The organism is Zobellia galactanivorans (genome assembly GCF_000973105.1).
Taxonomy (GTDB): domain Bacteria; phylum Bacteroidota; class Bacteroidia; order Flavobacteriales; family Flavobacteriaceae; genus Zobellia; species Zobellia galactanivorans.
This window is the reverse complement of record NC_015844.1, coordinates 2,218,428-2,241,689: the sequence shown is the minus strand read 5'-3', so window position 1 is coordinate 2,241,689 and position 23,262 is coordinate 2,218,428. Positions and strand designations below refer to the sequence as shown.

General features: G+C 43.4%; 18 protein-coding genes. 6 read left to right on the top strand and 12 right to left on the bottom strand.

Going from position 1 to position 23,262, the window contains the following annotated elements; all coding sequences use genetic code 11:
* Positions 1-71: 71 nt before the first annotated feature.
* Complete coding sequence (locus tag ZOBGAL_RS09065) at positions 72-3,284, top strand: glycoside hydrolase family 2 TIM barrel-domain containing protein (RefSeq protein ID WP_013993281.1); 3,213 nt, start codon at positions 72-74, stop codon at positions 3,282-3,284.
* Between the two features lie 95 nt (positions 3,285-3,379).
* On the opposite strand, the gene ZOBGAL_RS09060 is transcribed toward ZOBGAL_RS09065, so the two are convergent.
* From ZOBGAL_RS09060 to ZOBGAL_RS09045, 4 genes are all read right to left on the bottom strand, one after another.
* Entirely contained in the window at positions 3,380-4,519 is a 1,140-nt protein-coding gene (locus tag ZOBGAL_RS09060; RefSeq protein WP_013993280.1) for a Gfo/Idh/MocA family protein, read from the bottom strand.
* 85 nt (positions 4,520-4,604) lie between these two features.
* On the bottom strand, positions 4,605-5,831 hold the full coding sequence (locus ZOBGAL_RS09055) for an MFS transporter (RefSeq protein ID WP_013993279.1): 1,227 nt from the start codon (positions 5,829-5,831) through the stop codon (positions 4,605-4,607).
* Positions 5,832-5,840: 9 nt separating this feature from the next.
* A complete protein-coding gene (locus ZOBGAL_RS09050; protein ID WP_013993278.1) occupies positions 5,841-6,284 on the bottom strand; it encodes a hypothetical protein in 444 nt (147 codons plus the stop codon).
* A 22-nt stretch (positions 6,285-6,306) separates the two neighbouring features.
* Entirely contained in the window at positions 6,307-7,302 is a 996-nt protein-coding gene (locus ZOBGAL_RS09045; protein ID WP_013993277.1) for a sugar phosphate isomerase/epimerase family protein, read from the bottom strand.
* Between the two features lie 140 nt (positions 7,303-7,442).
* Between ZOBGAL_RS09045 and ZOBGAL_RS09040 the strand changes: the two genes are divergently transcribed.
* The 3 genes from ZOBGAL_RS09040 to ZOBGAL_RS09030 all read left to right on the top strand — a co-directional run bounded on the left by ZOBGAL_RS09040 (position 7,443) and on the right by ZOBGAL_RS09030 (position 10,814).
* Positions 7,443-9,155 carry a GMC oxidoreductase gene (locus ZOBGAL_RS09040; protein WP_013993276.1) on the top strand — a complete coding sequence of 571 codons (1,713 nt, stop codon included), beginning with the start codon at positions 7,443-7,445 and terminating at the stop codon, positions 9,153-9,155.
* Positions 9,155-9,802 carry a gluconate 2-dehydrogenase subunit 3 family protein gene (locus ZOBGAL_RS09035; protein WP_013993275.1) on the top strand — a complete coding sequence of 216 codons (648 nt, stop codon included), beginning with the start codon at positions 9,155-9,157 and terminating at the stop codon, positions 9,800-9,802. Before ZOBGAL_RS09040 ends, ZOBGAL_RS09035 begins: the two co-directional genes overlap by 1 nt.
* A gap of 94 nt (positions 9,803-9,896) precedes the next feature.
* Positions 9,897-10,814 carry a hydroxypyruvate isomerase family protein gene (locus ZOBGAL_RS09030; protein WP_046287422.1) on the top strand — a complete coding sequence of 306 codons (918 nt, stop codon included), beginning with the start codon at positions 9,897-9,899 and terminating at the stop codon, positions 10,812-10,814.
* 809 nt (positions 10,815-11,623) lie between these two features.
* Here the strand turns inward: ZOBGAL_RS09030 and ZOBGAL_RS09025 are convergent.
* The 8 genes from ZOBGAL_RS09025 to ZOBGAL_RS08990 all read right to left on the bottom strand — a co-directional run bounded on the left by ZOBGAL_RS09025 (position 11,624) and on the right by ZOBGAL_RS08990 (position 21,864).
* Complete coding sequence (locus ZOBGAL_RS09025) at positions 11,624-14,110, bottom strand: ribonucleoside-diphosphate reductase subunit alpha (RefSeq protein ID WP_013993272.1); 2,487 nt, start codon at positions 14,108-14,110, stop codon at positions 11,624-11,626.
* A 122-nt stretch (positions 14,111-14,232) separates the two neighbouring features.
* Positions 14,233-15,219 (bottom strand): ribonucleotide-diphosphate reductase subunit beta, encoded by a 987-nt coding sequence (locus ZOBGAL_RS09020; protein WP_013993271.1) that lies wholly within the window; start codon positions 15,217-15,219, stop codon positions 14,233-14,235.
* A gap of 301 nt (positions 15,220-15,520) precedes the next feature.
* Positions 15,521-17,485: a C1q-like domain-containing protein gene (locus ZOBGAL_RS09015; protein WP_013993270.1), complete on the bottom strand. Its 1,965-nt coding sequence runs from the start codon at positions 17,483-17,485 to the stop codon at positions 15,521-15,523.
* Between the two features lie 4 nt (positions 17,486-17,489).
* Complete coding sequence (locus ZOBGAL_RS09010) at positions 17,490-17,972, bottom strand: T9SS type A sorting domain-containing protein (protein ID WP_013993269.1); 483 nt, start codon at positions 17,970-17,972, stop codon at positions 17,490-17,492.
* A 366-nt stretch (positions 17,973-18,338) separates the two neighbouring features.
* On the bottom strand, positions 18,339-18,704 hold the full coding sequence (locus tag ZOBGAL_RS09005) for a DUF4870 domain-containing protein (RefSeq protein ID WP_013993266.1): 366 nt from the start codon (positions 18,702-18,704) through the stop codon (positions 18,339-18,341).
* 33 nt (positions 18,705-18,737) lie between these two features.
* Positions 18,738-19,358 carry a hypothetical protein gene (locus tag ZOBGAL_RS09000; RefSeq protein WP_148560700.1) on the bottom strand — a complete coding sequence of 207 codons (621 nt, stop codon included), beginning with the start codon at positions 19,356-19,358 and terminating at the stop codon, positions 18,738-18,740.
* Positions 19,359-19,392: 34 nt separating this feature from the next.
* Complete coding sequence (locus ZOBGAL_RS08995) at positions 19,393-19,740, bottom strand: hypothetical protein (RefSeq protein ID WP_013993264.1); 348 nt, start codon at positions 19,738-19,740, stop codon at positions 19,393-19,395.
* Positions 19,741-19,791: 51 nt separating this feature from the next.
* On the bottom strand, positions 19,792-21,864 hold the full coding sequence (locus ZOBGAL_RS08990; protein WP_013993263.1) for a hypothetical protein: 2,073 nt from the start codon (positions 21,862-21,864) through the stop codon (positions 19,792-19,794).
* A 146-nt stretch (positions 21,865-22,010) separates the two neighbouring features.
* Here ZOBGAL_RS08990 and ZOBGAL_RS08985 point away from each other — a divergent pair, with 146 nt between their 5' ends.
* Both ZOBGAL_RS08985 and ZOBGAL_RS08980 read left to right on the top strand, forming a co-directional pair.
* The gene (locus ZOBGAL_RS08985; RefSeq protein ID WP_158499722.1) at positions 22,011-22,538 is read left to right on the top strand and encodes an RNA polymerase sigma factor; all 528 of its coding nucleotides are present in this window, start codon (positions 22,011-22,013) and stop codon (positions 22,536-22,538) included.
* Positions 22,531-23,259 (top strand): tetratricopeptide repeat protein, encoded by a 729-nt coding sequence (locus ZOBGAL_RS08980; protein ID WP_013993261.1) that lies wholly within the window; start codon positions 22,531-22,533, stop codon positions 23,257-23,259. Before ZOBGAL_RS08985 ends, ZOBGAL_RS08980 begins: the two co-directional genes overlap by 8 nt.
* Positions 23,260-23,262 lie beyond the last annotated feature (3 nt).

The following is a 23,262-nucleotide window of genomic DNA, read 5'->3' as shown; positions in this document are numbered from 1 at the left end:
GATACCACAGAAGCCTAGTTTATTGTAAAGTTTTTTTACCTTGTACAGTATCAACGTAAACAAACTCTAGCATGCTCAACTCAACTCCCTATAAGCCCTCATTCGGCCTATTTCTTCCGTTTCTTGGTTTATTCCTATCCATTTCTTTACAGGCCCAGGCGCCTAAATGGGAAAATCCCGAATGGGAAAATCCCGAAATATTTCAAATCAACCGTGAAGCCCCAACGGCTTCGTTCTATCGATACAAAACGCCCGAGAATGCACTACAGAACGATAGTTGGGAAAATTCTCCCTTTTACCGCTCATTAAACGGCGATTGGCGCTTTAAGTATGCCGACAATGTTATGGCCCGGCCCCTTGATTTTCAAACGGCCGATTTTGACACTTCCACTTGGAGCACGATTCCAGTGCCTTCCAATTGGGAACTTCAAGGCCACGGCATTCCCATTTACACGAACATCGTCTACCCTTTTCCAAAGAACCCTCCTTTTATTCCCCACGACAAAAACCCCGTAGGAAGCTACAAACGTGATTTTGAAATTTCAGAAGATTGGAACGGCAAGAACATTTACCTGCATTTCGGTGGGGTCAGCGGCGCTATGTATGTTTGGGTCAACGGACAAAAAGTAGGTTACAGCGAGGGCAGCAAGACCCCGGCGGAATTCAACATCACAAAGTACCTTAAAGCAGGCAAAAATACCTTGGCCGTACAAGTACTTCGATGGTCCGATGCCAGCTATATGGAAGACCAAGATTTCTGGAGACTGAGCGGCATTGACCGCAACGTCTATCTGTACGCTACCGAAACCACCACCATTAAAGACTATCGGGCCATAGCCGACCTGGAAAACGACTATAAAGATGGATTACTGAAGCTTAACCTGAAACTAGAAAACACCGGAAAAAAGGCAAAAGGATACAAAGTAGGCGTACAACTTTTAGATGATGGCAAAGTACTTTACTCAGAGGAAAAAGAAGTGGTCTTCAACCAAAATTCGGCCGTAGTCGAATTTGATAAATCCTTAAAAAACATCAAAAGCTGGAACGCCGAAAAACCTAATCTTTACACCCTACTCTTTACCCTTAAAGACAGGAAAGGAAAGGTGACCGAAGCCATAAACTCTAAAATAGGTTTCAGAAAAATTGAAATCAAGAACAATCAATTCTTGGTCAATGGCCAGGCCGTTCTCATTAAAGGGGCCAACCTACATGACCACGATGAAACTACGGGCCATGTTATCAGCAGGGAAGCCACATTAAAAGACATGGAGGTAATGAAACGCAACAACTTAAATGCCATACGCTGCAGCCACTACCCCAAAAACGAGTTTTTCTATCGCATGGCGGACCAATATGGTTTTTACATCGTCGATGAAGTCAATATTGAAACCCATGGCATGGGCACCACCAACCAAGGTCTTGACAACGATGAAGAGGCCAAAACAACACACCCTGCCTATAGGCCTGAATGGAAAGCCATGCATTTAGACCGTACGATGCGCATGTACGAACGCGATAAAAATTTCACTTCTATCGTTACTTGGTCTTTAGGAAATGAGGCAGGTAACGGCGAAAATTTCTTCGCTACTTACGAATGGCTCAAAAAACAAGACGATACGCGCCCCGTTCAATATGAAGGCGCTACCCAGTACGCCAATACCGACATTCAAGCGCCAATGTACGCGACTATAGAACAGACGGTCAAATATGCCGAAAACGACCCTAAAAGGCCCCTTATTCAATGCGAGTACGCCCATGCCATGGGGAATAGCGTTGGCAACCTTCAGGATTACTGGGACGTTATTGAAAAATACGACGTGTTGCAAGGTGGCTTTATTTGGGATTGGGTCGATCAAGGCCTAAAGACCAAAAATGAAGACGGGGTCGAATTCTATGCCTTTGGAGGCGATTTCGGCGCCTCACACCTTCAGCATGACAATAATTTTTGCCTAAACGGATTGGTGAATCCTGACCGTTCGGCACATCCTGCTTTGTACGAGGTAAAAAAGGTATACCAATATGTAAAGTTTAAATCGAACAATCCTAAATCAGGTAAAATCACGATTACCAACAAATATGATTTCACCAATCTTTCAGAATATAATTTCACATGGAAATTGTTCAAAAACGGAATTGAGGTGAAGGCTGGAACTATTACCGATGTAGCAGTAGCTCCGTATGAGTCTAAAGAATTTCAGATTGCCCTACCGGAATTGACCGACGAAAAATCTGAATACTTCTTGAATGTTTACGCATCCACCAAAAATGCCTCGCCACTTGTTCCGCAAGGTTTTACCCTTGCTTATGAACAATTCCAATTGACCGATTACACCCCCAGTGTTTTTGAATTGGAAACCAGTGGACTTTCAGTTACGAATGTAGATGGCACCGTAAAAATTAAAGGAGAAGGATTTGAAGTCGGTTTTAGTAGTAGCGATGGTAGCTTGACCACACTAGATTACGGCCAAGGCAATTTGATCAAAAACGGACCGAGCGTAAACTTCTGGCGTGCGCCGACCGACAATGATTATGGCTACAATATGCCTAAACGTCTAAAGGTCTGGAAAGAGGCTACCGAAACTCAAAACCTGACGAGTTTTCAACTGAACTCCAATGACGGCAAAAAGGTCATTGACGCTGTAAAACTTAGTAAGAATCCGTTTAAAATCAAAAACGATTTACAGCTTACGGCCACTTACAGCCTGCCTTCCGTACAAGGTGAAGCCACGGTGACCTATGCAATCAACAACAAGGGAGAAATTCTAGTGAGTACGGACCTTTCCAACATTAAGGATAGCCTGCCCATCGTGCCCCGTTTTGGAAATAACTTTATCATAGACTCGGCATACGATAATGTGAGCTGGTACGGTAGAGGTCCACATGAAAATTACCAAGACCGGAACACTTCGGCATTGGTAGGTTCATATAATGCAAAAGTAAAGGACTTATATTTTGAGTACATACGTCCACAAGAGAACGGGAACAGAACGGATATCCGTACGGTATCCTTTTTAAACAGGAACGGAAAAGGAATCGAAATTTCCTCACCAAGACTGTTCGGATTCAGTGCCCACAATCAATATAATTCCGACTTTGATGAGGGTATGGAAAAACAACAACGCCACACCTATGACATCCCTCAAAGAGACCTTATCAACATCAATATAGATTATAGCCAAATGGGTGTTGGAGGCGATAACAGCTGGGGACTATTACCACACGAAGAATATCAAATTAAACCAGATAATTTATCTTTTAGTTTTATGATACAACCGGTGAAATAGGAGTTTTTCATCGATTGAACAAGTTTAAAACAAAAACCCCCGAAAGTCAAATGCTTTCGGGGGTTCTTATTTATTGCGGATTTTCTTTAGACTATTTAGTCTTCCAATTCCACCCAAGTATTTCCGTTTTTATTAGACTCTACGGTAGCTTCAATAAAATTCATACCACGAACACCATCGGTCATGGTCGGATACTCACCGCTATCATACTGCTCACCTCTTATCGCTTTGGCTACACCAAGGTAGATATTCGCCATAGAATCAAAAATACCTTCAGGGTGTCCCGGAGGAAGTTTTGTGCCACCTAAAGAAAGCTCGCTGTTATAGGCATGACCTGGCTTATACACCTGCGTAGGTTTGGTATCGCTCAGGACATACAGGTAATTAGGATTCTCTTGCTCCCATCTGAAAGCTCCTTTTTCCCCATATATAGCGATTCCTAGGCCATTTTCCTCACCCGTGGCTACTTGACTACTTCGAATAACCCCTTTAACATGGTCGCTCATTCTGATAAGAACCGTTCCATCAACATCCATCTGGTTGTCCTCATACAAATAATTGAAGTCGCTCAAAATAGACTTGATCTTTAAGCCTGTAGTGTATTCTACCATATTGAAGGCATGTACCCCGATATCTCCTATACAAGAACTGATTCCTGCCTTTTTGGGGTCTAGACGCCAAACCGAAGAACGCTTCTCTTGATCGTGGATTATCTCATTGATCCATCCTTGATAATAAACGGCGTCTACTTTGTGGATCCTTCCCAACTCCCCATTCTTGATCATTTCACGCATTTGGCGTACCATTGGGTAACCGGTATAGGTGTGGGTCAATGCAAAAACGGTACCCGCCTTTTCATGGGCGGCCTGTAGTTTTTTAGCTTCCTCCAATGAGGTGGTCATAGGTTTTTCGCAAATCACGTGAAAACCGTTTTCCAACAGTTTCAATGCCATAGGAAAATGAAGAAAGTTCGGCGTCAACACCGAACAAACCTGAATACGCTCGTCTTCAGGAAGCTTCATTTCTTCTTCGATCATCGTATCAAAATCTTTATAGATACGATCGGTAGGCACGTCAATCTCCTTGGCAAAAGCCATATTTTGCTCAAAATCAGGGTTGAATACCGCTCCTACTATTTGATAGTTGTCATTAATATGCGATGCTACACGATGTAGTACACCTATTAGAGAGTCTCCTCCTCCTCCTAAAATTCCAAGTCTGATTTTTTTTGGCATTTTGTAATCCTTTTAATTAGTAAAAAGTCGCTATTTGAACTTTTTGTGTTCTTTATTTTTTAAGAGTTTGAATTTAATAAAATAACTATGATTTATAGGCTATTTTTTCATTTTTGAACAAAATGGAGAACAGCAGTAGCACTAGAAACGCAAAAGCGGAAGGATACAGCCAAATCGTACTCCAATCGTGTTGTCCGCCATCCATAACATAGGTATCCGTAATGGCTCCGGCTATCCAGAAACCTATGAGCATACCAACGCCATAGGTCGCTAAAGTAATCAGGCCCTGAGCTGCGCTTTTGTATTTTGCCCCTGCTTTACTATCCGTATAAATCTGTCCGGAAACAAAGAAAAAATCGTAACAAACACCATGCAAGGCTATCCCCGTCAGCAACATAAAGACCAGTTCTCCCGTATCGCCAAAGGCGAACATTAGGTATCTAAGCCCCCAGGCCAACATAGCCGCTACAATGGTCATTTTAAAACCGAACCGTTTAAAAAAGAAGGGCAGGAGCAAGAGAAAAAGAATCTCGGAAATTTGCCCAATAGTCATTTTTCCCGCAGGGTTGGCGACTCCGATTTCCCCCAAAAACTGTCCCGCATGCTGATAATAGAAGGCCAAGGGAATACAGATGAATACCGAGGCCAAAAAGAATATCAAGAAATTACGGTCTTTTAATAATGCCAAAGCATCGAGGCCCAGAATATCCGATAGTTTTATTTTTTGTGATTTATCTGCGGTTGGCGGCGTTTTAGGTAAAGTAAAACTAAACACACCCAATATAGCCGATGATACTGAAGCCATTAAAAACGTATTGCGCAAAAACCCTTCGGTAATACCTTCTTGTGAATCCCAATTAAAAAAACTGATGAGCAATCCGGCGGTGATCCATCCTATAGTTCCGAAGACACGCACGAAGGAAAACTCTTTGGCCGGGTCTTTCATCTGATTAAAAGAAACCGAATTCACCAAGGCCAAAGTAGACATATACATAATCATATAAGCGAGCAGAAATGGGAAAAATCCCGAGAAATCGGTCGCTTGGTACATGGCGTACATAAGCGCAGCACCTATTAAGTGCAGCACCCCCAAAATACGTTCCGCATTAAAATACCTATCGGCAATAAGTCCAATAATAAAGGGCGCTAAAATAGCGCCCCAAGATTGTGTCGAATAAGCCAGGGCGATTTCACTGCCTGTAGAGCCTAAACTATTTGGAAGATATATACCCAAGGTCACGAACCAACCACCCCAGATAAAGAATTCCAAAAACATCATTAACGAAAGCTGTGCCTTAATCTTTATAGTCATTGCGAAGCCTTAATTTTTATAGGTCATATAATCCGTTCGAAAGAACTCCAACCCATTCGCCTTGAAATCCACTTCTATAAGGCTTCTATAATAGGCCGACTCATTAATGATATGAAAAAGTAAGTCTTGCACCGTATGGATCAAGAGTTTCCCTTCGGCATCCTCATAATCAATACGTTTGTCAAAATCATCGGTGGCCGAGGTAATCTCAAAGGAATTGCGCTGGTTTTCGTAATGAAGGTCACCCCATGTACCCAAATCGTGCAACTGCCCCAACTGATAGGTAGGTTGCCCCTTACCGATATATTCGTTATAGATATGATGCATGTTCAAAACATCACTAAAGAGTGCTATACTTTTTCGAGGAACACTTTCCAGTGCCGTGCAAGCTTCAATGAGCTTTTTGTTACAGTAGAAATTATAGTCGAACAGCTGATTGAAAAATACTTTCACGGTAACGGATATCTATTTTAAGTTATTTGATTTCTTTTGATGCTTTTAGCAACAGTTCTTTGGTAGCCATAATTCCTTCTTCCTCGCTCAAGCCGTTTCCTTCATATTCGACCCCCACAAAACCCGTATACCCATGGTCTTTTACCATTTGAAGCATTTTCACATAGTCGATTTCGGTTTCATTGCCCTCTGCATCAAAATCATGCGATTTGGCACTTACCGCCTTGGCATAGGGCATCAACTCTTTTACGCCTTTGTATTTATCGTACATAAGCTCACACTCCCGCGTGCCCTTTTTACGGGTAATACAGAAATTCCCGAAATCGGGCAAGGTGCCGCAATTATCCATTGCCACAGCCTTCATGACCTCGGCGTGCATGGCCCCATTGGAAGATAACCCTCCATGGTTTTCTACAAGAATATTAATATTTTTTCCCTTTGCGTAGGTACACAGTTTTGTAAGACCATCTATAGAATTCTTTTTCCACTCTTCTGGGTCATTGCTTCCGCTCAGGTTAACACGAATGGAGTGGCAACCCATTGCAGCTGCGGCATCCACCCATTTTTTGTGTTTTTCTACGGTCTCGTCCCTTTCCTTTTCATCGCTAACGGCCAGGTTGCCTTGGCCATCTATCATGATCAAAACATTCTGCAGCCCATGCTTTTTGGCCTCGGCGTTCGATTTTTCCACAAAAGCCGCCATGGCCTCTTCCGAATAACCTGCATCGGACAGCTCGGGGTTATATAATTGACTGACATATTCCAAACCAGAAAAGCCCCATTTTTTGGCCTTTTCCGCAAACGTATATGGGTCTACCCCATCCTCTCGGACCATTCTATGTATAGACCATTGTGCTAAAGATAATTTAAAGAAAGGTTCTATTTCGACTTCTTCAGTTTCCGATGCAGCCTCTATCTGTTTTTCCTCTTTTTTGGTTCCCTTGCAAGCCGCAAGACCTAAAATTGAGAGGGCCAAACCGGCATTAGAGCTATTTCTTATAAAGTTTCTTCTTTTCATTATTTACGATTAGTTTATTGAATTATAAGGATTTGGAGGCAGATTACCCTTTATTGTACGACCTTAACAAGATGTATAGCGAATAAATGTAGAAAATTAATTTAATATTTAATAAATTTATGGACTAAACAATTTTGTACATGAGCAAATTTTATTACAACGAAGAGCAAGAATCATATGACGCGATTGTAGTAGGTACAGGTATAAGTGGTGGCTGGGCTGCAAAAGAGCTATGTGAAGCCGGACTAAAAACCTTGGTGCTGGAGCGCGGACGTATGGTGAAGCACATCGAAGACTATGAAACTGCGAACATGGACCCCTGGGATTTCCCTAACGGAGGAAAGCCAACAAAAGAGGACATCGCAAAACAACCGAAACAGAACCGAACAGGTTATACGACCAATGCCGCAAGTAAGATGTGGTTCGTAAACGACCTTGAACATCCGTATAACGAAATACAGCGTTTCGACTGGATGCGTGGTTACCACGTTGGTGGACGTTCCTTGCAATGGGGTCGACAGAGTTACCGCTGGAGCGACATCGATTTTGAAGCCAACAAAAACGATGGTATTGCCGTTGATTGGCCGGTTCGATATAAGGATATCGCCCCTTGGTACGCCAAAGTAGAAGATTATATCGGTGTTAGTGGAGAGGCATTGAATTTACCACAATTGCCCGACAGCAACTTTCTTCCCCAAATGGAACTCAACTGCGTTGAAGAGCATTTTAAGGAAAAAGTAGCGGAGTCTTTTGACGGTCGTACCGTAACCGTTGGTAGGGTCGCCCATATCACGGGAACCAAAAACTTCGATGGCCGTTCAAAATGTCAATTTAGAAATAGATGTATAAGAGGCTGTCCTTTTGGAGCATATTTCAGTAGCCTTTCATCGACCTTACCTGCGGCGGAAGCAACAGGAAATATGACCTTGCGCCCTGATTCCATAGTACACGAAGTAATGTACGACCCAGACACAAAACGTGCCACGGGCGTAAAGGTAATCGACAGGGAAAGTAAAGAAGCTTTCGAGTTCAAGGCCAAAGTGATTTTCCTTTGTGCTTCTTCCATAGCTTCCACATCTATATTAATGCAATCAAAATCAGACCGCTTCCCTAATGGTATGGGTAACGATTCCGACCAATTGGGCCGCAACATCATGGACCACCACTTAGGAGTGGGCGCTTCAGGTAAATTCGACGGTTTTGACGATAAATATTACAAGGGCCGCAGACCTAATGGTGTATACATTCCCCGATTCAGAAACTTGGGAGGTGATACCAACAGAAAAGACTACAAGCGTGGCTTCGGCTACCAAGGTGGTGCGAGCAGAGGCAATTGGGAAGAATTAATTGCCGAACTATCCTACGGAAAAGACCTGAAAGATGCCATTTTAAAACCAGGTGGATGGACCATCGGTATCGGTGGTTTCGGTGAAGTACTGCCGTACGAAGACAACCGTATGACCCTTGATTACGACAAATTGGACAGCTGGGGATTACCGACCGTTACTTTTGACGCAGGATTCAAGGAAAACGAGTTGAACATGCGTAAAGACATGATGGAGTCAGCTATTGAAATGCTTGAAAAAGCAGGTGTAAGGGACGTTAAGGGTCACGACCGCGAAACCGGCCTAGGCCTTGGTATCCACGAAATGGGTACGGCACGTATGGGAAGGGACAGAAAGACCTCCGTATTAAACGGCTATAACCAGATTCACGATGTACCCAATGTTTATGTAACCGACGGATCATTTATGACCTCCGCAAGTTGTGTGAACCCTTCATTAACCTATATGGCTTTTACGGCAAGGGCAGCGAATCACGCCGTAAACGAACTCAAAAAAGGAAATATATAATGGATAGAAGAAAAGCACTCAAGAATATGGGTATGGCCCTCGGTTACACCGTGGCCACCCCCACTCTGATCAGCATTGTCCAAAGTTGTAAGGGCGAGACCGTACTGGAATGGACTCCTGACTTTTTTACAAAGGAACAAGGTGCCGCCTTGACCCAATTGGTAGATATTATCCTACCGAAAACGGATACCCCATCGGCCTCGGAAACCCAAGTACATCTATTTATAGATCGTTTTGCCGACCAGGTTATGGAGAAAGAACAGCAAGACTTCCTTAAAATGTCTATGGACAGGTTTTTAGAAAAGGCCCTCAAAGATTCAGGCAAGGAGAAAGCGGCAGATTTAACCGCCGAAGACCTTGAGCCCGTATTGGCCGATGCCTTAAAAGCTACCAAGGAAGAAGAAGTGAGCAACTTCAAGTCCATCAAACAATACAACGAAGCTATAGCCGAAGGAAAACAGCCCCTTCTTGAAGATGGCATAGCCCGTTTTGCGTTTGCCAACAACCTTAGGGGTATGACCATTTGGGGTTATAAGACCTCAGAGTACGTTGGGGAAAAGGTCTTGGCCTATCTCCCCGTTCCAGGGGAATATATAGGTTGTGCAGATACCAAAGAACTGACCGGCGGAAGAGCGTGGTCGCTCTAAAATAAGTTCTGACATAGAACCATAAAAAGGGCCGATGGTAATCGTAAGTTTACTTTCGGCCCTTTATTTTTTTATATCATCCAATCCATACAAAATGAAAAGAAGAAATTTTATTCAGAAAACGGCCCTTAGCACTGGAGCCCTCTCCATGGCAGGCAGCCTTGCCTACCCTAACCTTAGCAGCACCAAGTCAAAACCCCATAAATTCAACCTAAAATATGCGCCGCATTTGGGCATGTTCAAGGCATTGGCGGGCGATGACCCCATCGATCAGATCAACTTTATGGCCGACCAAGGTTTTACCGCCTTCGAGGACAATGGTATGATGAAACGCGATGTGGCCATGCAGAACAAAATAGGGGAAACCTTGGCCAAAAGAGGAATGACCATGGGCGTATTCGTTATCGACAAAGGCGGTAATATGAAGAACACCCTGGCCGCCGGAAAGCAAGAATATATAGATATCTTTTTAGACGGATGTAAAAGAGCCGTAGAAACCGCAAAACGCGTTAATGCCAAATGGATGACCGTTGTACCCGGTGGCTTTGAAAGAAAACTACCCATTGGCGTACAAGACGGCAACGTTATCGAAGCCCTAAAACGAGGTGCGGAAATCTTAGAACCTCATGGACTCACCATGGTACTGGAGCCCCTATCCGATTCACCCGACCTGTATTTACAGAACTCCGACCAAACCTATATGATATGCAAGGGTGTCGATAGCCCCGCCTGTAAAATTTTGTTCGACATCTACCACATGCAAAAAACCGAAGGGCATCTTATCCATAATATGGGACTCACCTGGGATGAAATAGCCTACATCCAAATTGGGGATAACCCAGGGAGAAAAGAGCCTACAACCGGTGAAATCAACTACAAAAACGTATTCAAATGGATATACGAAAAAGGGTTTGACGGCGTATTGGGCATGGAACACGGAAATTCTAAAGAAGGTAAGGCCGGTGAGCAAGCCGTAATCGATGCCTACAAACAAGAAGATTCATTTTTATAGAACAAACAGCGAACAATATTTACCGCAGCCCTGCCTTTGATCAAGGTGGGGCTGTTTTCTTTATAGGCCCAAATTTGTTAAAAAAATGCACTTTAACGGCAGTAAAAAAAGCCAATTGTGCATTTCAACGAGTTTTTTGACCTTTTTCGACCTAGAACATACTAAAGCTATAAGATAGCTAAAAAGTCGAACGTTGTCCCTGTATGGCTTCATACATCTACTTACTCATCACCTACGCAGCTCTCATGCTAATGTCAAAAGTGGCATTTTACTACTTTAACAAGAAGCAATCGAAAAAACTCACTCGTGCCGACGAGCCAGTTCAAAAAGAAAACCCACAAATCGTGTATTCGGCCGATCGTGCCATGGGCACAAGTCAAATTCGTCTATAAATGCCGCATATTTAAACGAATTGCTAAATTTTTGCCAAAAAAAGGCATTTTCGACAGTTTTATGTAATCTTTTTAATGATTTCCGTACGTATATAGTATAGAATCATTTTGGGGGCAACATGGACAAATACATCATTATACTCATCGTTTATATAGCTGCATATCTTTTATCGGTAGTAGCTAGACCTTATTTAGAAAAATAATAACTTTTAGTTATTTTTTTAAAAGGCGGGCCTAGCCTTGACCCGGCAACAAGTGCATATACAAGATTTCACCCTCTAACCTTCCTCCTCCTTTACAGAAATCAAGCCTTTAGCAAGCTTTAGAGAGCACTCCAAAGATTTTACAGGCCTTACCTCCAGAAAACAAGAAACCCCGGCCGAAAGCCGGGGTTATTCAATATATCTTCTGTTAAGCCTAGGAGCCGCACATTAAACAATCATCGTCCGCCTGCCCTTCTTTGGCACGAGCGATCATTTCTTTCATTTCTTGTGGTGTCATAGGTTGAATATCCAACTCCTGCTCCTGTGTAACCGGAGTAGCCTTCACTTCCATTTCCGCAGCAGCTTCAACAGGTGGTGTTGTTGCCGCAGCTTCCGCCTCGGCAGCCACACTGACCGGTGCCGCTTTTTTCTTGCTGTTATCCAAGGTAAACTTGATCGCATCTACGGCCGCCTTGGTACGTAAATAGTACATTCCTGTTTTTAGGCCGCTTTTCCATGCGTAAAAGTGCATTGAAGTCAATTTGGCGTAGTTCGCATTCTCCATGAACAAGTTCAACGACTGGCTCTGATCAATGAAATAACCTCTCTGACGGCTCATATCGATAATATCTTTCATACTAAGCTCCCATACCGTCTTATAAAGGTCCCTGATGTCTTGGGGAATAGTCTCTATATGCTGTATAGAACCGTTGGCCCTCATAAGCTCTTGCTTCATATTCTCGTTCCAAAGGCCCAAGTTCACCAAGTCTTCCAATAGGTGCTTGTTCACTACGATAAACTCTCCAGAAAGCACCCTTCTCGTATAAATATTGGAGGTATAAGGCTCGAAACACTCGTTATTCCCTAAAATCTGTGAAGTGGAAGCCGTAGGCATAGGCGCCACAAGCAAAGAGTTGCGAACACCGTTCTTTTTTACTTCTTTGCGAAGTTTTTCCCAATCCCATCTTCCGGAAAGTTCTTCGTCTTTTACCCCCCAAAGGTTATGCTGAAATTCCCCTTGCGATATTGGTGACCCTTCGAAGGTAGAATACGGACCTTCTTCCTTGGCCATTTCCATAGAAGCGGTAACGGCCGCAAAATAAAGGGTCTCAAAGATTTCCTGGTTTAATTTTTTGGCCTCATCGCTAGTAAACGGCAAGCGCAACATAATAAACGCATCGGCAAGCCCCTGTACGCCCAGCCCGATAGGTCTGTGCCTCATATTGGAGTTTTCGGCCTCCTTAACGGGATAGTAATTTCTATCAATGACCTTGTTCAAGTTTCGGGTCACCCTTTTGGTAACCTTGAACAACTCTTTATGGTCAAAACTTCCGTTCTTAACGAACATTGGCAATGCAATGGATGCCAAGTTACATACGGCCACCTCGTCCGGTGAGGTATATTCCATTATTTCAGTACATAAGTTGGACGAGCGTATGGTACCCAAGTTTTTCTGGTTACTTTTTCTGTTGGCCGCATCTTTGTATAGCATATAAGGCGTTCCGGTCTCGATTTGGGACTCCAATATTTTCTCCCAAAGTTCACGGGCCTTTACGGTCTTTCTTCCCTTGCCCTCAGCTTCGTACTTAAGGTACAATTCCTCGAACTCTTCACTGTGGTGCGTAAACAATCCCGGACATTCGTTCGGACACATCAATGTCCATTCCTCATTCGCCTCTACCCTTCTCATGAAGAGATCGGAAATCCACATCGCATAAAAGAGATCACGCGCACGCATCTCTTCTTTACCATGGTTCTTTTTCAAATCTAAAAAGGCATAGATATCGGCATGCCAAGGCTCCATATAGATAGCGAAACTCCCTTTACGCTTTCCTCCGCCTTGATCCACATATCGTGCCGTGTCGTTAAACACTTGAAGCATGGGTACGATTCCATTGGATGTTCCATTCGTTCCCGCGATATAAGAGCCTGTAGCACGTACATTATGAATAGAAAGGCCTATACCCCCGGCCGACTGCGAAATCTTCGCCGTTTGCTTTAATGTATCGTAGATACCATCAATGCTATCGTCTTTCATAGCCAATAAGAAGCAAGAAGACATTTGTGGTTTTGGGGTACCCGAATTAAAAAGCGTTGGCGTGGCATGGGTAAAGTACTTTTTAGACATGAGCTCATAGGTCTCGATGGCGGCATCAAGGTCGTTAAGGTGAATCCCCACGGAAACACGCATAAGCATATGCTGCGGACGCTCGGCAATCTTACCGTTAATCTTCAGGAGATAAGAGCGCTCCAAAGTCTTAAAGCCAAAATAGTCATATCCGAAATCCCTGTTGTAAATGATGGTCGAATCGAGTCTTTCGGAATTTTCGGAAATAACCTTATATACTTCGTCCGACAGTAATGGCGCCTTTTTATTGGTACGTGGGTTAACATACTCATAAAGGTCCTTCATTGTCTCGGAGAAGGACTTTTTAGTGTTTTTATGAAGGTTAGAGACCGATATACGGGCGGCCAATTTAGCGTAATCAGGATGGGTAGTGGTCATCGTTGCCGCAATCTCGGCCGCCAGATTATCGAGCTCAGAAGTGGTAACCCCATCATAAAGTCCTTCTATGACACGCATAGCGACCTTTAAGGGATCGACAAGGCCATTTAGGCCGTAACACAATTTTCTAACTCGGGCCGTGATCTTATCGAACATGACCATTTCTTTTCTGCCGTCTCTTTTGATTACAAACATTTAACTACGTTTTAGTGAGGTATTATTTTGGTTTGATTAGGTCTAACTGTTAAAGATTTTAACAGTTTCAAAATTGGGAACAAAGAACCCTTTATAGCTAAGAGCCTTTGGTTTTAAACTATTTAAAAATCTGCGTCGAAGCTTATTTTCTGCGCGTCATCATCCTTTTCTTTGTTCAAAACACCCGCTTTTTGGTATTCGGAAACGCGTTTCTCAAAGAAATTGGTCTTTCCTTGTAGGGAAATCATATCCATAAAGTCAAACGGATTGGTAGCGTTGTAAACCTTATCACATTCCAACTCGACAAGAAGCCGATCCGTTACAAACTCTAGGTATTGGGTCATTAACTTGGAGTTCATCCCGATTAAGCTTGCAGGAAGCGACTCGGTAATAAACTCACGCTCAATATCTAATGCATCGGTCAAAATTTGGGTGATGCGTTCTTTAGGCACTTTATTGACCAGGTGCTTGTTGTGCAAGTGCACGGCATAATCGCAATGCATACCTTCATCCCTGGAAATCAATTCATTTGAAAAGGTAAGTCCCGGCATCAACCCTCTTTTTTTCAACCAAAAGATAGAGCAGAAAGCCCCTGAGAAAAAGATACCTTCAACCGCTGCAAAAGCAATCAACCTTTCTGCAAAACTTGGAGACTCGATCCAGTTCAATGCCCAATCCGCCTTTTTCTTGATGGCCGGAAAATTTTCTATCGCCCTAAAGAGAAGGGCTTTTTCCTTTTCGTCCTTCACATAGGTATCGATCAGAAGCGAATAGGTTTCAGAGTGAATATTCTCCATCATAATCTGAAAACCATAGAAAAATTTTGCTTCGGCGTATTGCACTTCGCTTACAAAGTTCTCGGCCAAATTTTCGTTAACGATGCCATCGGAAGCCGCAAAAAAGGCCAATATATGTTTAATGAAGTACCGCTCATCTTCACTCAATTTATTGTCCCAATCGTTTTGGTCTTCATGTAAATCAATTTCCTCCGCTGTCCAAAAACAAGCCTCGCATTTTTTGTACCATTCCCACAAATCGTGATGTTTGATAGGAAAGATTACAAAGCGGTCGTTATTCTCTTCCAAAATAGGCTCTAGGGCTGCGGACATATCAAAGCGGTTTTAAAAAATTCGTGTATTGGGAAGAAAAGTCTTCCTTTGTGATGGAATAACAAAGATGGCAAAAAACCGCCAAAATATATGGGCTGTTTCATCATTTTGGCTACAAAGTTTTTAACACGAATTGTTGAAATGTAGCCTCGCATTGTATATACACTGACCTTCGCAACAAATACCCCTTACAACAAATTTGATGTAGAAATCGAACAAAAAAAATTAAACCAAAAAGTATATAAAAACATACTTTTTGGTTTAATTTTTAGAAGGCCATGGTCGACCAAGACCGCTACCCCTAATTTATTCTATACCCTTCAAAGAAACTGCCAAAACCATCGATGCGGGAATCTAGGCCGGCACTGTAATTACGCATTTCTACGTAGACCTCTTGCCCGGCGTTTAACTTAAAAATTCCGCTTACCTCGGTATCCACGGTGTCTCCGTCGACCGTTGACCCATCTAACCAATTATTTTGGATATTGAATTTAATCCCAAAAAATGCGCTGCTTATGGCATTTGACTGATCTACCCTGGCATGTAGGAAATAATATCCCTCCTCGGGACATACGAACCTTTTTGTGGTTCTATTGAAACTGTCGGTGGTGTCATATATCTTGTTTTCCCATATATCGGCCTCAATTACAGTGTTCCCGTCCAAATCCTTAACGGCAAAACCTGACCCTTTATACTTAAATACTACAGGCTCGCTAATTTTCAAATTTCCATTGGCATCGGCCACCACGTTTCGTTCGCCCGAACCTTGTAAGCTTCGCACCTGTACATCGCCATTGGCTTCAACGGTCAACCTGGGGACGGCCTTGGTCACCAAATGGACTTTTCCGGTGCTATTGCCACTCCCCGTACCAAAATCCATATCCCTGGCTCCCGAAAAAACACCTGAATACCCAATATAACCGTTGGACGTATCGTAACTGACCCAGTTGCGCACATCATCGGTCTCGAGCATTACGGGGTTGGCGGTGGCCCCAACGACATGCAGCTGCGCACTGGGCGAGGCCGTCCCTATTCCCACATCTCCCCCGGTATAGTACACATCGCTCCCGTCTTCTTCCCACAGCGTGCCTCCGCCACCGGCGCCCACCTCGTCGTTACCCGCGACCCATTGTCCCGAACCCGCATCCCATTTGGCCACTTGGCCATCACTGGTTCCGACCAAGCCTTTTATGGCGGAGCCGTTACCTGTCAGTAATCCGTTTTCCGCGGTTACATCCACATAATCACCCAAATCGACCGAGCCGGTACCGTCTTCAATAGTCAGCACATCACCGGTCAAAACCAAGCCTTGATTATCGGTATCTACCAATCCCCCTGATGCGAGTTCTTCTATGGCCGCCTGTGTATTGCTCGCCGCTAGGCCGGTACCCGCATTGTCAAAAGGAACTTCCGAGGCATTTTGGTCATCCGTACCTCCGGGCGGTATTATGGCAGACAAATCTATTGTCGACCCACCGGTTATGCCCAAATCGGTACCCACAAGGCTAATATCTTGAATTTCATTGGTGGGGTCGGCATCAGCATCGGCCCCTCCGCCAGAGGATGCGATTTCATCCAAGGCGTCTTGAACATTCTCGGACACAAGGCCAGACCCAGCATTGCTATAGGGAACTTCCGAAGCATTCTGGGCAACACCCCCTCCGCCGGACAAACGGTTGTCTACATAGGTCTTAACGGCTTTTTGCGTGGGTAGTACCCTATCGCTGTTCTCCGCCAGCCCCTCATCATCCGATATTCCATCAACTTCATTGCCCTGCCTCAAACCCAGGCTTCCCAAAACCTCAAGGTCACCCTTGACCTTAACTCCCCCTGTATTTACATTTTCAATATCCGCCCCGTTCACGGTCCATCTCTTATCTCCAGAAGCCATCGCATAGGGCACCGCCATAAGTTCCGTAGTTCCGGCCTCCGCACCATTGAACGAAACGGTAACAAATGTAGCTTCGCCCCAAGGCAAATTGGCAAAACTACCGGTACTCCTATTGCCACTTCCGATCTGCAAGCTAAAGACCCCGTTGGCATCGGTCGTTACCGAATGGCTTTCTTGGTATTGGACGACCGCATCGGCACTACCAAATTTTAAGGCAATACTAATTTCCATGGTCTCTTGCGCCATTAATTCGTTATCGGAATTACGGGCTACCCCTTGGTAATTGATAAAGTTTTTTTGCTGCGCCTGAACCATTAAGGTTCCCAAGAACAACAATGAAAGCACGGTAAGTATTCGATAGTATTTTCTTTTCATGGCCCTATTCTTTAATCAGTTTATATTCTTTAGTTTCCGAACGGCCCTCCAGGTAGAGTTTTAACACATATACCCCTTTTGCCATATAGGCCATATCAACCTTGTATTCCAACTCGAGCTCGTCGATTTTTTGAGTGAAGACCTGCTGTCCGTTTACGGCAAATAGTTCAATACCGTACACCTCGTTGCGACCTGTAAAAACGGTGACTTCCTCTACCACAGGATTAGGATATACCAAAATATCCAAGGGTTCCTCGCCAGGGGTCATCGGCATGACCCAAATGCCCTTTCCGGCCCAAAAACCTTGATCTACGGAATTGGTTTCCATCAACAAGCCCACCGCAGGCTCGCCTATGGTGAAACTTACGGACATAGTGCTCGTCGCCATGGTTCCGCCCACGTTACTTATTACGCTCCGTTCTATGGACTGGGCAAAAGAGCCGCCCACGCCAAGACACAGCAATACGAGAAGTAGTGTTTTTTTCATTTTCCTACGTTTTAAGATTAATGTTCCTCCAAAGCCAAGGTTAACACCATTGACGAAACATTTTCGTTTCTACCGACAAATACCGTGGTTCCCCTTTTTCCACATACACCGTAAATAAGCGACAAGGGCTAATAGGCGTTCCGCAATATGTCTTGAAGTATCGGCGACTAGGCCTGCCTCGGAACGGCAATGAAAACCATTAGAAGAACTATAGAAGAAAAGCCCTTTTATTCAAAAAAGTTTAGGCATCAAAGTTTTGAAGCACAAAAAGTAGGCCCGTTGACGAAACTATCGCATAATCGATAAAAAAGAAGGCACACCGTATCAACGGTCTACCTTCAATTTTTATGGGATAACGGTCACCCCTTAGACCCCCTTAAACCAAACCTCATATTTCTTTCCTAGAATAGGCGCAGGGCTTTCCTTTCCGTTTAAAGCGTTCATAAGCGCCATCACCCACATATAAAGCAATACAAAAACACCAAGTATGTTTATCAACCATCCCAAAATAGGTATGAGGCCGATAATCCCCAAACACAATCCTGTAATACAAAGTCCGACCGACTGACGAATATGGTACCTGGCAAACTCTTGTTTTTTCTCATTGTTCATCACAAACGCCACGACCAAGCCGATAACGGTAATATAGGCCAGTATGGCAATGGTTTTATCATTTTCATCCGTCGTGGCCGCGGTTTGGGCCGTATCAATTTTGGTCTCTGAATTTTTCATGATTTTTTGTTTTTAAGTGCTATTGAATGAGTTTTACTCGGCCATCTCGGTCAAATCGACCAAATCAAGCTTGTGAACCAAGTCCCAAGTCTCGTCAGGTTGCATTTTATAGGCATTTATCGTTACCAAGAAGCGCTCATCATAGGCGAACATGAGCTGGGTATCGTTGCTCTTTTTTTTATAGGTCTGTTGTGCTTTTATACCCTTGACCTCAACAGTTTGCCTATGCTTGACGGCATCTTCCTCTTCCATATCGAAATTTCCCAGCATTCCATACCCTGCCGCCATCATACTACCGATAGGCCCTGCGCCATCGATTACCGAAACCTTCAACTTTTTCTTATCGTCAAGATTCCCATAGGTCGCCTCGACGGAATTCACTTGATACGCTCCCACCCTTCCGACTTTAAAAGCCGTTCGTTTCATACCCGATAAGTTTTCAGGAAGCCAGCCCTTAAGTTGATCGTTGGTCAGTGGCACAGCATTCTTAAGTTTTTCAATTTTATCTTGAGCTTTCGTCGTCTCATTGACCAACTTAGACGTATTCGATATCTGTTTCTTTGCCTTGCCAAGTTTTTCTTTGGCTTCGCCCAAACAAGAATTCAGCCCGAAAACCATCAGACAAATCCCTAAAATCTTCATTATTGATTTCATAACTCTTCATATTTCGGTTAGAAAAAGGGTACGATTAATCGCACCCATCTTTATCAACATTTTCCTTAGCTTCCTTTATGGCCTTATCATATTCGGCCTTATTGGTGCCGGGCACACAATCGGCCCAACCTTTTAATGCATTAAAATAATCTATGGCGGCCGCCTTGTATTTATTACAATTTTCTGCGGTGGGATTCTCACTATAAGCCTGACCTGCAGCCGATAAGGCCGCAGTTTCATCGAGTATATTTTGTGACCAGACGCCACTGGCACATCCTCCCAAAGGATTTACAGGGTTGTCTTTGCTGCAACTGCACATAAAGGCAATCATCAGTATGGTACATCCGTAAAGAAACATCTCTTTTGTTCTATTTGTTTTCATGGCTTTCCTTGTTTTTGTTATTAATTATTTATGGGTACTTATTTTCGATTATCAATCTTGACACAAATCACCTGAGCTATTGTTCGAATAGTTTAAATTCGACTCCTCAAGGGTTGCAGCAGCCCTTACATATATACCGCACCCACCACTATTGGCCAACAAGGTATTTTGAACCTTCATTTTCCCGGACTTTACATAAAGGGCACTTTTATCGTTACAGCAATACACGTAATTTGAACCGGCATTACTGATTTCGGCGTAATCGATAATATTATTGATACTGTTGGTTTCGGTATGTATCCCTCTCCAATATCCCACACTATTTTCCACACCTCTAAAAATTATATTTTTCTCTGCCGTACCCACGGCATTGAATGAACCGGAATCATACACGCCAAGTCCGGAACCAGAACCAAACTCCATTATCACACCAGGCAAAACACTCAAGGCAGCGGTGATGTCAAGCACCTTATTTTCCGTCAGCCTATAAGGAATATCGGTAGCGGAAATGGTGGTCTCTTCTTTGATCTTACCTCCATCAATGAGTATATAATTTTTGGTATTTCCCGTATAGGAAGAAGTACTTCCATCTAAAAACCGGACAACCGATGGATCTATAAATAGGGGGGGCTCATCATGGGTAGTAATCGTATTTGCAGTGTATTCTTCAAATTCAAAACCATCCTTGGCCACGATACCATATGATTTTCCGTTACTTAAGGTTGAATTGGAGATACTGGCCTTTCCCGAATTAAAGAGAATGGCAGCCTTTTCCCTACAGCAATAGACATAATTTGAGCCGGTATCGGAGAGTTCTAAATAATCTATTTTGTTATTGAGGCTGTTGGTTTCAAAATACAACCCGCGCCAAAAGCCCTTTACAGGAGACTGGCCACGCATAACAACGGGTGCATCTGCATTTCCGTCAACGGTCAGAAACCCATCGCTATACATTCCAATACCACCGTTTTCATTAAAAACGATCTCTGTTCCTGCCTTGATTACCAAACCTGACTTCACATCCAGCACCTTACCTGGCAATAAGTAGGGAACATTTAGTTCATACCATGTAGTCGGATTATTTATTGCAGCTCCAGTAACATTTATAAAATCTTTATCGTTGCCGCTATAATCAGAGCCCATACCATCTAGGTCGGACAATACCTCGGCATTGACTTCAGCCGGATAAGAATCGTGGGTGTCGATTGTTATATTACTATACGATTCAAGCTGTGTACCTGTGGAAGCCATCAGACCTATTTCCTTTCCATTCGTCAAATGCACATTTTTAAGAGCTATTTTAGCTCCTTTTAAGAATAGACTGGCCGCTTGATTACAGCAGTAGACATAATCTGAACCCGCATCTTCAATAGTTACATGCTCTAGTTTATTGTTGACCGATTGTGTTTCGATATGAACACCGCGCCACCATCCTTTAATGTCGCTGTTACCCCGCAGTACAATCGGCTCGTTATCAGTGCCCACAGCATTCAAGGTTCCTTCGTTATAGATGCCCAAACCGGCATTTTCAGCAAATTCGATCACTACCCCCGGCTCGATTGTCAAGGGGGCCGTAACATCGAGAACACATTTTACAATATAGTCTACGGCAGCGGGACCGTTCTTTAAAACCGTCTCCTCCTTTATTTCACAGGAAAGCTCTTGGGTTTCTACAGGGCCGGCGTCAGCAATCGGCGTATATTCGCCTTCCCGAACCCATTTCTGAATATTACCCGCCCCAGATGAGCCAACAGAAATTCTCAGGGTATCATCCTCCCTCAGTTCCATAGTAGCCGAGTAATAGGCAGCATCACTACCGAGTTCCTCATATATATAATTTTCTTGGTCCTCTGGCTTAATGTCTTTCCATTTTATATCTCCAACACCAAAGGTAGAACCGGCCTTATCGACTATTTTACCTTGCCCATCTTTCATCTCTACAATCATTCCGTCGTTCGACGGAAGGCTACTGGCAATTCGAATCCATGAACCTGTTAAATTATCAAGGTTCAATTCTTCCTCTGTTTCTTCCTGGGTATTGGGTTGATCTGGGGCATCATCTTTGGAACATGCTACAAAGAGCAAGACAAAAAGTGCGATATAAACTACATTCTTTGTTTTCATAATCGTATGTTTTTATTGTTTTATACATCCGTTTATACCCTAATTCCAAAAAGGTCAACATCCCCGATAAAAAAAATTTATATTTAAGGGATGTTTACTTTTTAACCAACCGAACACCAATGGAAGACCGGCAGCTTATTTCCCAAATGAAAAAACGGGACAGGAATGCGCTGAAAGATGTTTACACGGGGTATAAATCTGAATTTTTCAGGTTCGCCTCGCGATATACTTCAGATGATGTTGTATTGGAGGATATTTTTCAAGATGCCATAATCGTTTTATACGAGAACGCCCTATCAGGAAAATTAGATGAGTTAAAAAGTAGTCTTAAGACCTATCTTTTTAGCGTAGGAAAGTTTATGATCTTTAAAAAGTTCAGGGATACCAAGGAGTTGACAACAGACGAAGATTACGTTTTCGACCAAAACGAAATTACCGTCATTAACGATGTACATGAAGACGAAGGGCCCAATGAATACCAAAAAAAATTAGTGGAGAATTTTAAGAAACTCGGCGACAAATGCCGTGAAATACTAGAACTGTTTTATTTAGAGGGCCTAAAAATAGATGAAATAATGCGTGTACAAGGCTATGAAAACAAGAACGTAGTGAAAAGCCAAAAATCACGATGCCTCAAATCTTTAAAAGACCTAATTCTTAAGCATAATGGATAACGACACTTTAATTAATGGCTACTTTGAAGGCTCTCTCACCGAGAGTCAAAAAAAGGATTTTGACCATCTCTTAGAAACGGACGTACAGTTTGCCGAGGATTTTAAATTTCAGCGCGAGTTGCAAGAGTCGCTCAAAAAGGAAGAACGCAAAGCCGTGAAACAGATGTTCGCCGCAATGTCGGCTTCTGAACCAAAACAAGAAGCCAAGGTCATTTCTTTACGCCCCTGGCTCGTGGCCGCCTCAATCATCTTTTTGGTCGGTATCGGGTCATGGTTCGTATTCTTCAATACCCACAACTACAGCACCGACGAACTTTACAATGCCAACTTTGTGGCCTATGAAAATGTAGTCCACCCCATTGAGCGAAGTGCAGAACTGGAAGACCTACAGACTAGAGCTTTTACCGCCTATGAAAACGAAGATTATGCCGAGGCCCTTTCATTGTTCAAGACCCTTCAAGAAAAAAACAACGATGGTTATATACAATTCTACGAAGCCATTACCTTGATGCAGCTTCAAAAACACAAAGAAGCGGTGCCACTTTTAGAAAACTACATAGAGGCCGATGGTGAACTCAAAGACCGGGCCATTTGGTACCTGGCCTTATCGGACCTAAAACTGGGCCGTATTGACGAAAGTAAAATACAACTACAAAAATTGGTTTCACAGAACGGTTTTAAGGCAGCTGCCGCCAAACGATTATTGGAAGAATTGGATTAACCC

What these genes read in the sequence shown, in the direction of transcription:
- ZOBGAL_RS09065 (WP_013993281.1), top strand. Translation starts at nt 72, where the DNA reads ATGCTCAACTCAACTCCCTATAAGCCCTCATTCGGCCTATTTCTTCCG.
- ZOBGAL_RS09060 (WP_013993280.1), bottom strand. Translation starts at nt 4,519, where the DNA reads ATGCCAAAAAAAATCAGACTTGGAATTTTAGGAGGAGGAGGAGACTCT.
- ZOBGAL_RS09055 (WP_013993279.1), bottom strand. Translation starts at nt 5,831, where the DNA reads ATGACTATAAAGATTAAGGCACAGCTTTCGTTAATGATGTTTTTGGAA.
- ZOBGAL_RS09045 (WP_013993277.1), bottom strand. Translation starts at nt 7,302, where the DNA reads ATGAAAAGAAGAAACTTTATAAGAAATAGCTCTAATGCCGGTTTGGCC.
- ZOBGAL_RS09040 (WP_013993276.1), top strand. Translation starts at nt 7,443, where the DNA reads ATGAGCAAATTTTATTACAACGAAGAGCAAGAATCATATGACGCGATT.
- ZOBGAL_RS09035 (WP_013993275.1), top strand. Translation starts at nt 9,155, where the DNA reads ATGGATAGAAGAAAAGCACTCAAGAATATGGGTATGGCCCTCGGTTAC.
- ZOBGAL_RS09030 (WP_046287422.1), top strand. Translation starts at nt 9,897, where the DNA reads ATGAAAAGAAGAAATTTTATTCAGAAAACGGCCCTTAGCACTGGAGCC.
- ZOBGAL_RS09025 (WP_013993272.1), bottom strand. Translation starts at nt 14,110, where the DNA reads ATGTTTGTAATCAAAAGAGACGGCAGAAAAGAAATGGTCATGTTCGAT.
- ZOBGAL_RS09020 (WP_013993271.1), bottom strand. Translation starts at nt 15,219, where the DNA reads ATGTCCGCAGCCCTAGAGCCTATTTTGGAAGAGAATAACGACCGCTTT.
- ZOBGAL_RS09015 (WP_013993270.1), bottom strand. Translation starts at nt 17,485, where the DNA reads ATGAAAAGAAAATACTATCGAATACTTACCGTGCTTTCATTGTTGTTC.
- ZOBGAL_RS09010 (WP_013993269.1), bottom strand. Translation starts at nt 17,972, where the DNA reads ATGAAAAAAACACTACTTCTCGTATTGCTGTGTCTTGGCGTGGGCGGC.
- ZOBGAL_RS09005 (WP_013993266.1), bottom strand. Translation starts at nt 18,704, where the DNA reads ATGAAAAATTCAGAGACCAAAATTGATACGGCCCAAACCGCGGCCACG.
- ZOBGAL_RS09000 (WP_148560700.1), bottom strand. Translation starts at nt 19,358, where the DNA reads ATGAAATCAATAATGAAGATTTTAGGGATTTGTCTGATGGTTTTCGGG.
- ZOBGAL_RS08995 (WP_013993264.1), bottom strand. Translation starts at nt 19,740, where the DNA reads ATGAAAACAAATAGAACAAAAGAGATGTTTCTTTACGGATGTACCATA.
- ZOBGAL_RS08990 (WP_013993263.1), bottom strand. Translation starts at nt 21,864, where the DNA reads ATGAAAACAAAGAATGTAGTTTATATCGCACTTTTTGTCTTGCTCTTT.
- ZOBGAL_RS08985 (WP_158499722.1), top strand. Translation starts at nt 22,011, where the DNA reads ATGAAAAAACGGGACAGGAATGCGCTGAAAGATGTTTACACGGGGTAT.
- ZOBGAL_RS08980 (WP_013993261.1), top strand. Translation starts at nt 22,531, where the DNA reads ATGGATAACGACACTTTAATTAATGGCTACTTTGAAGGCTCTCTCACC.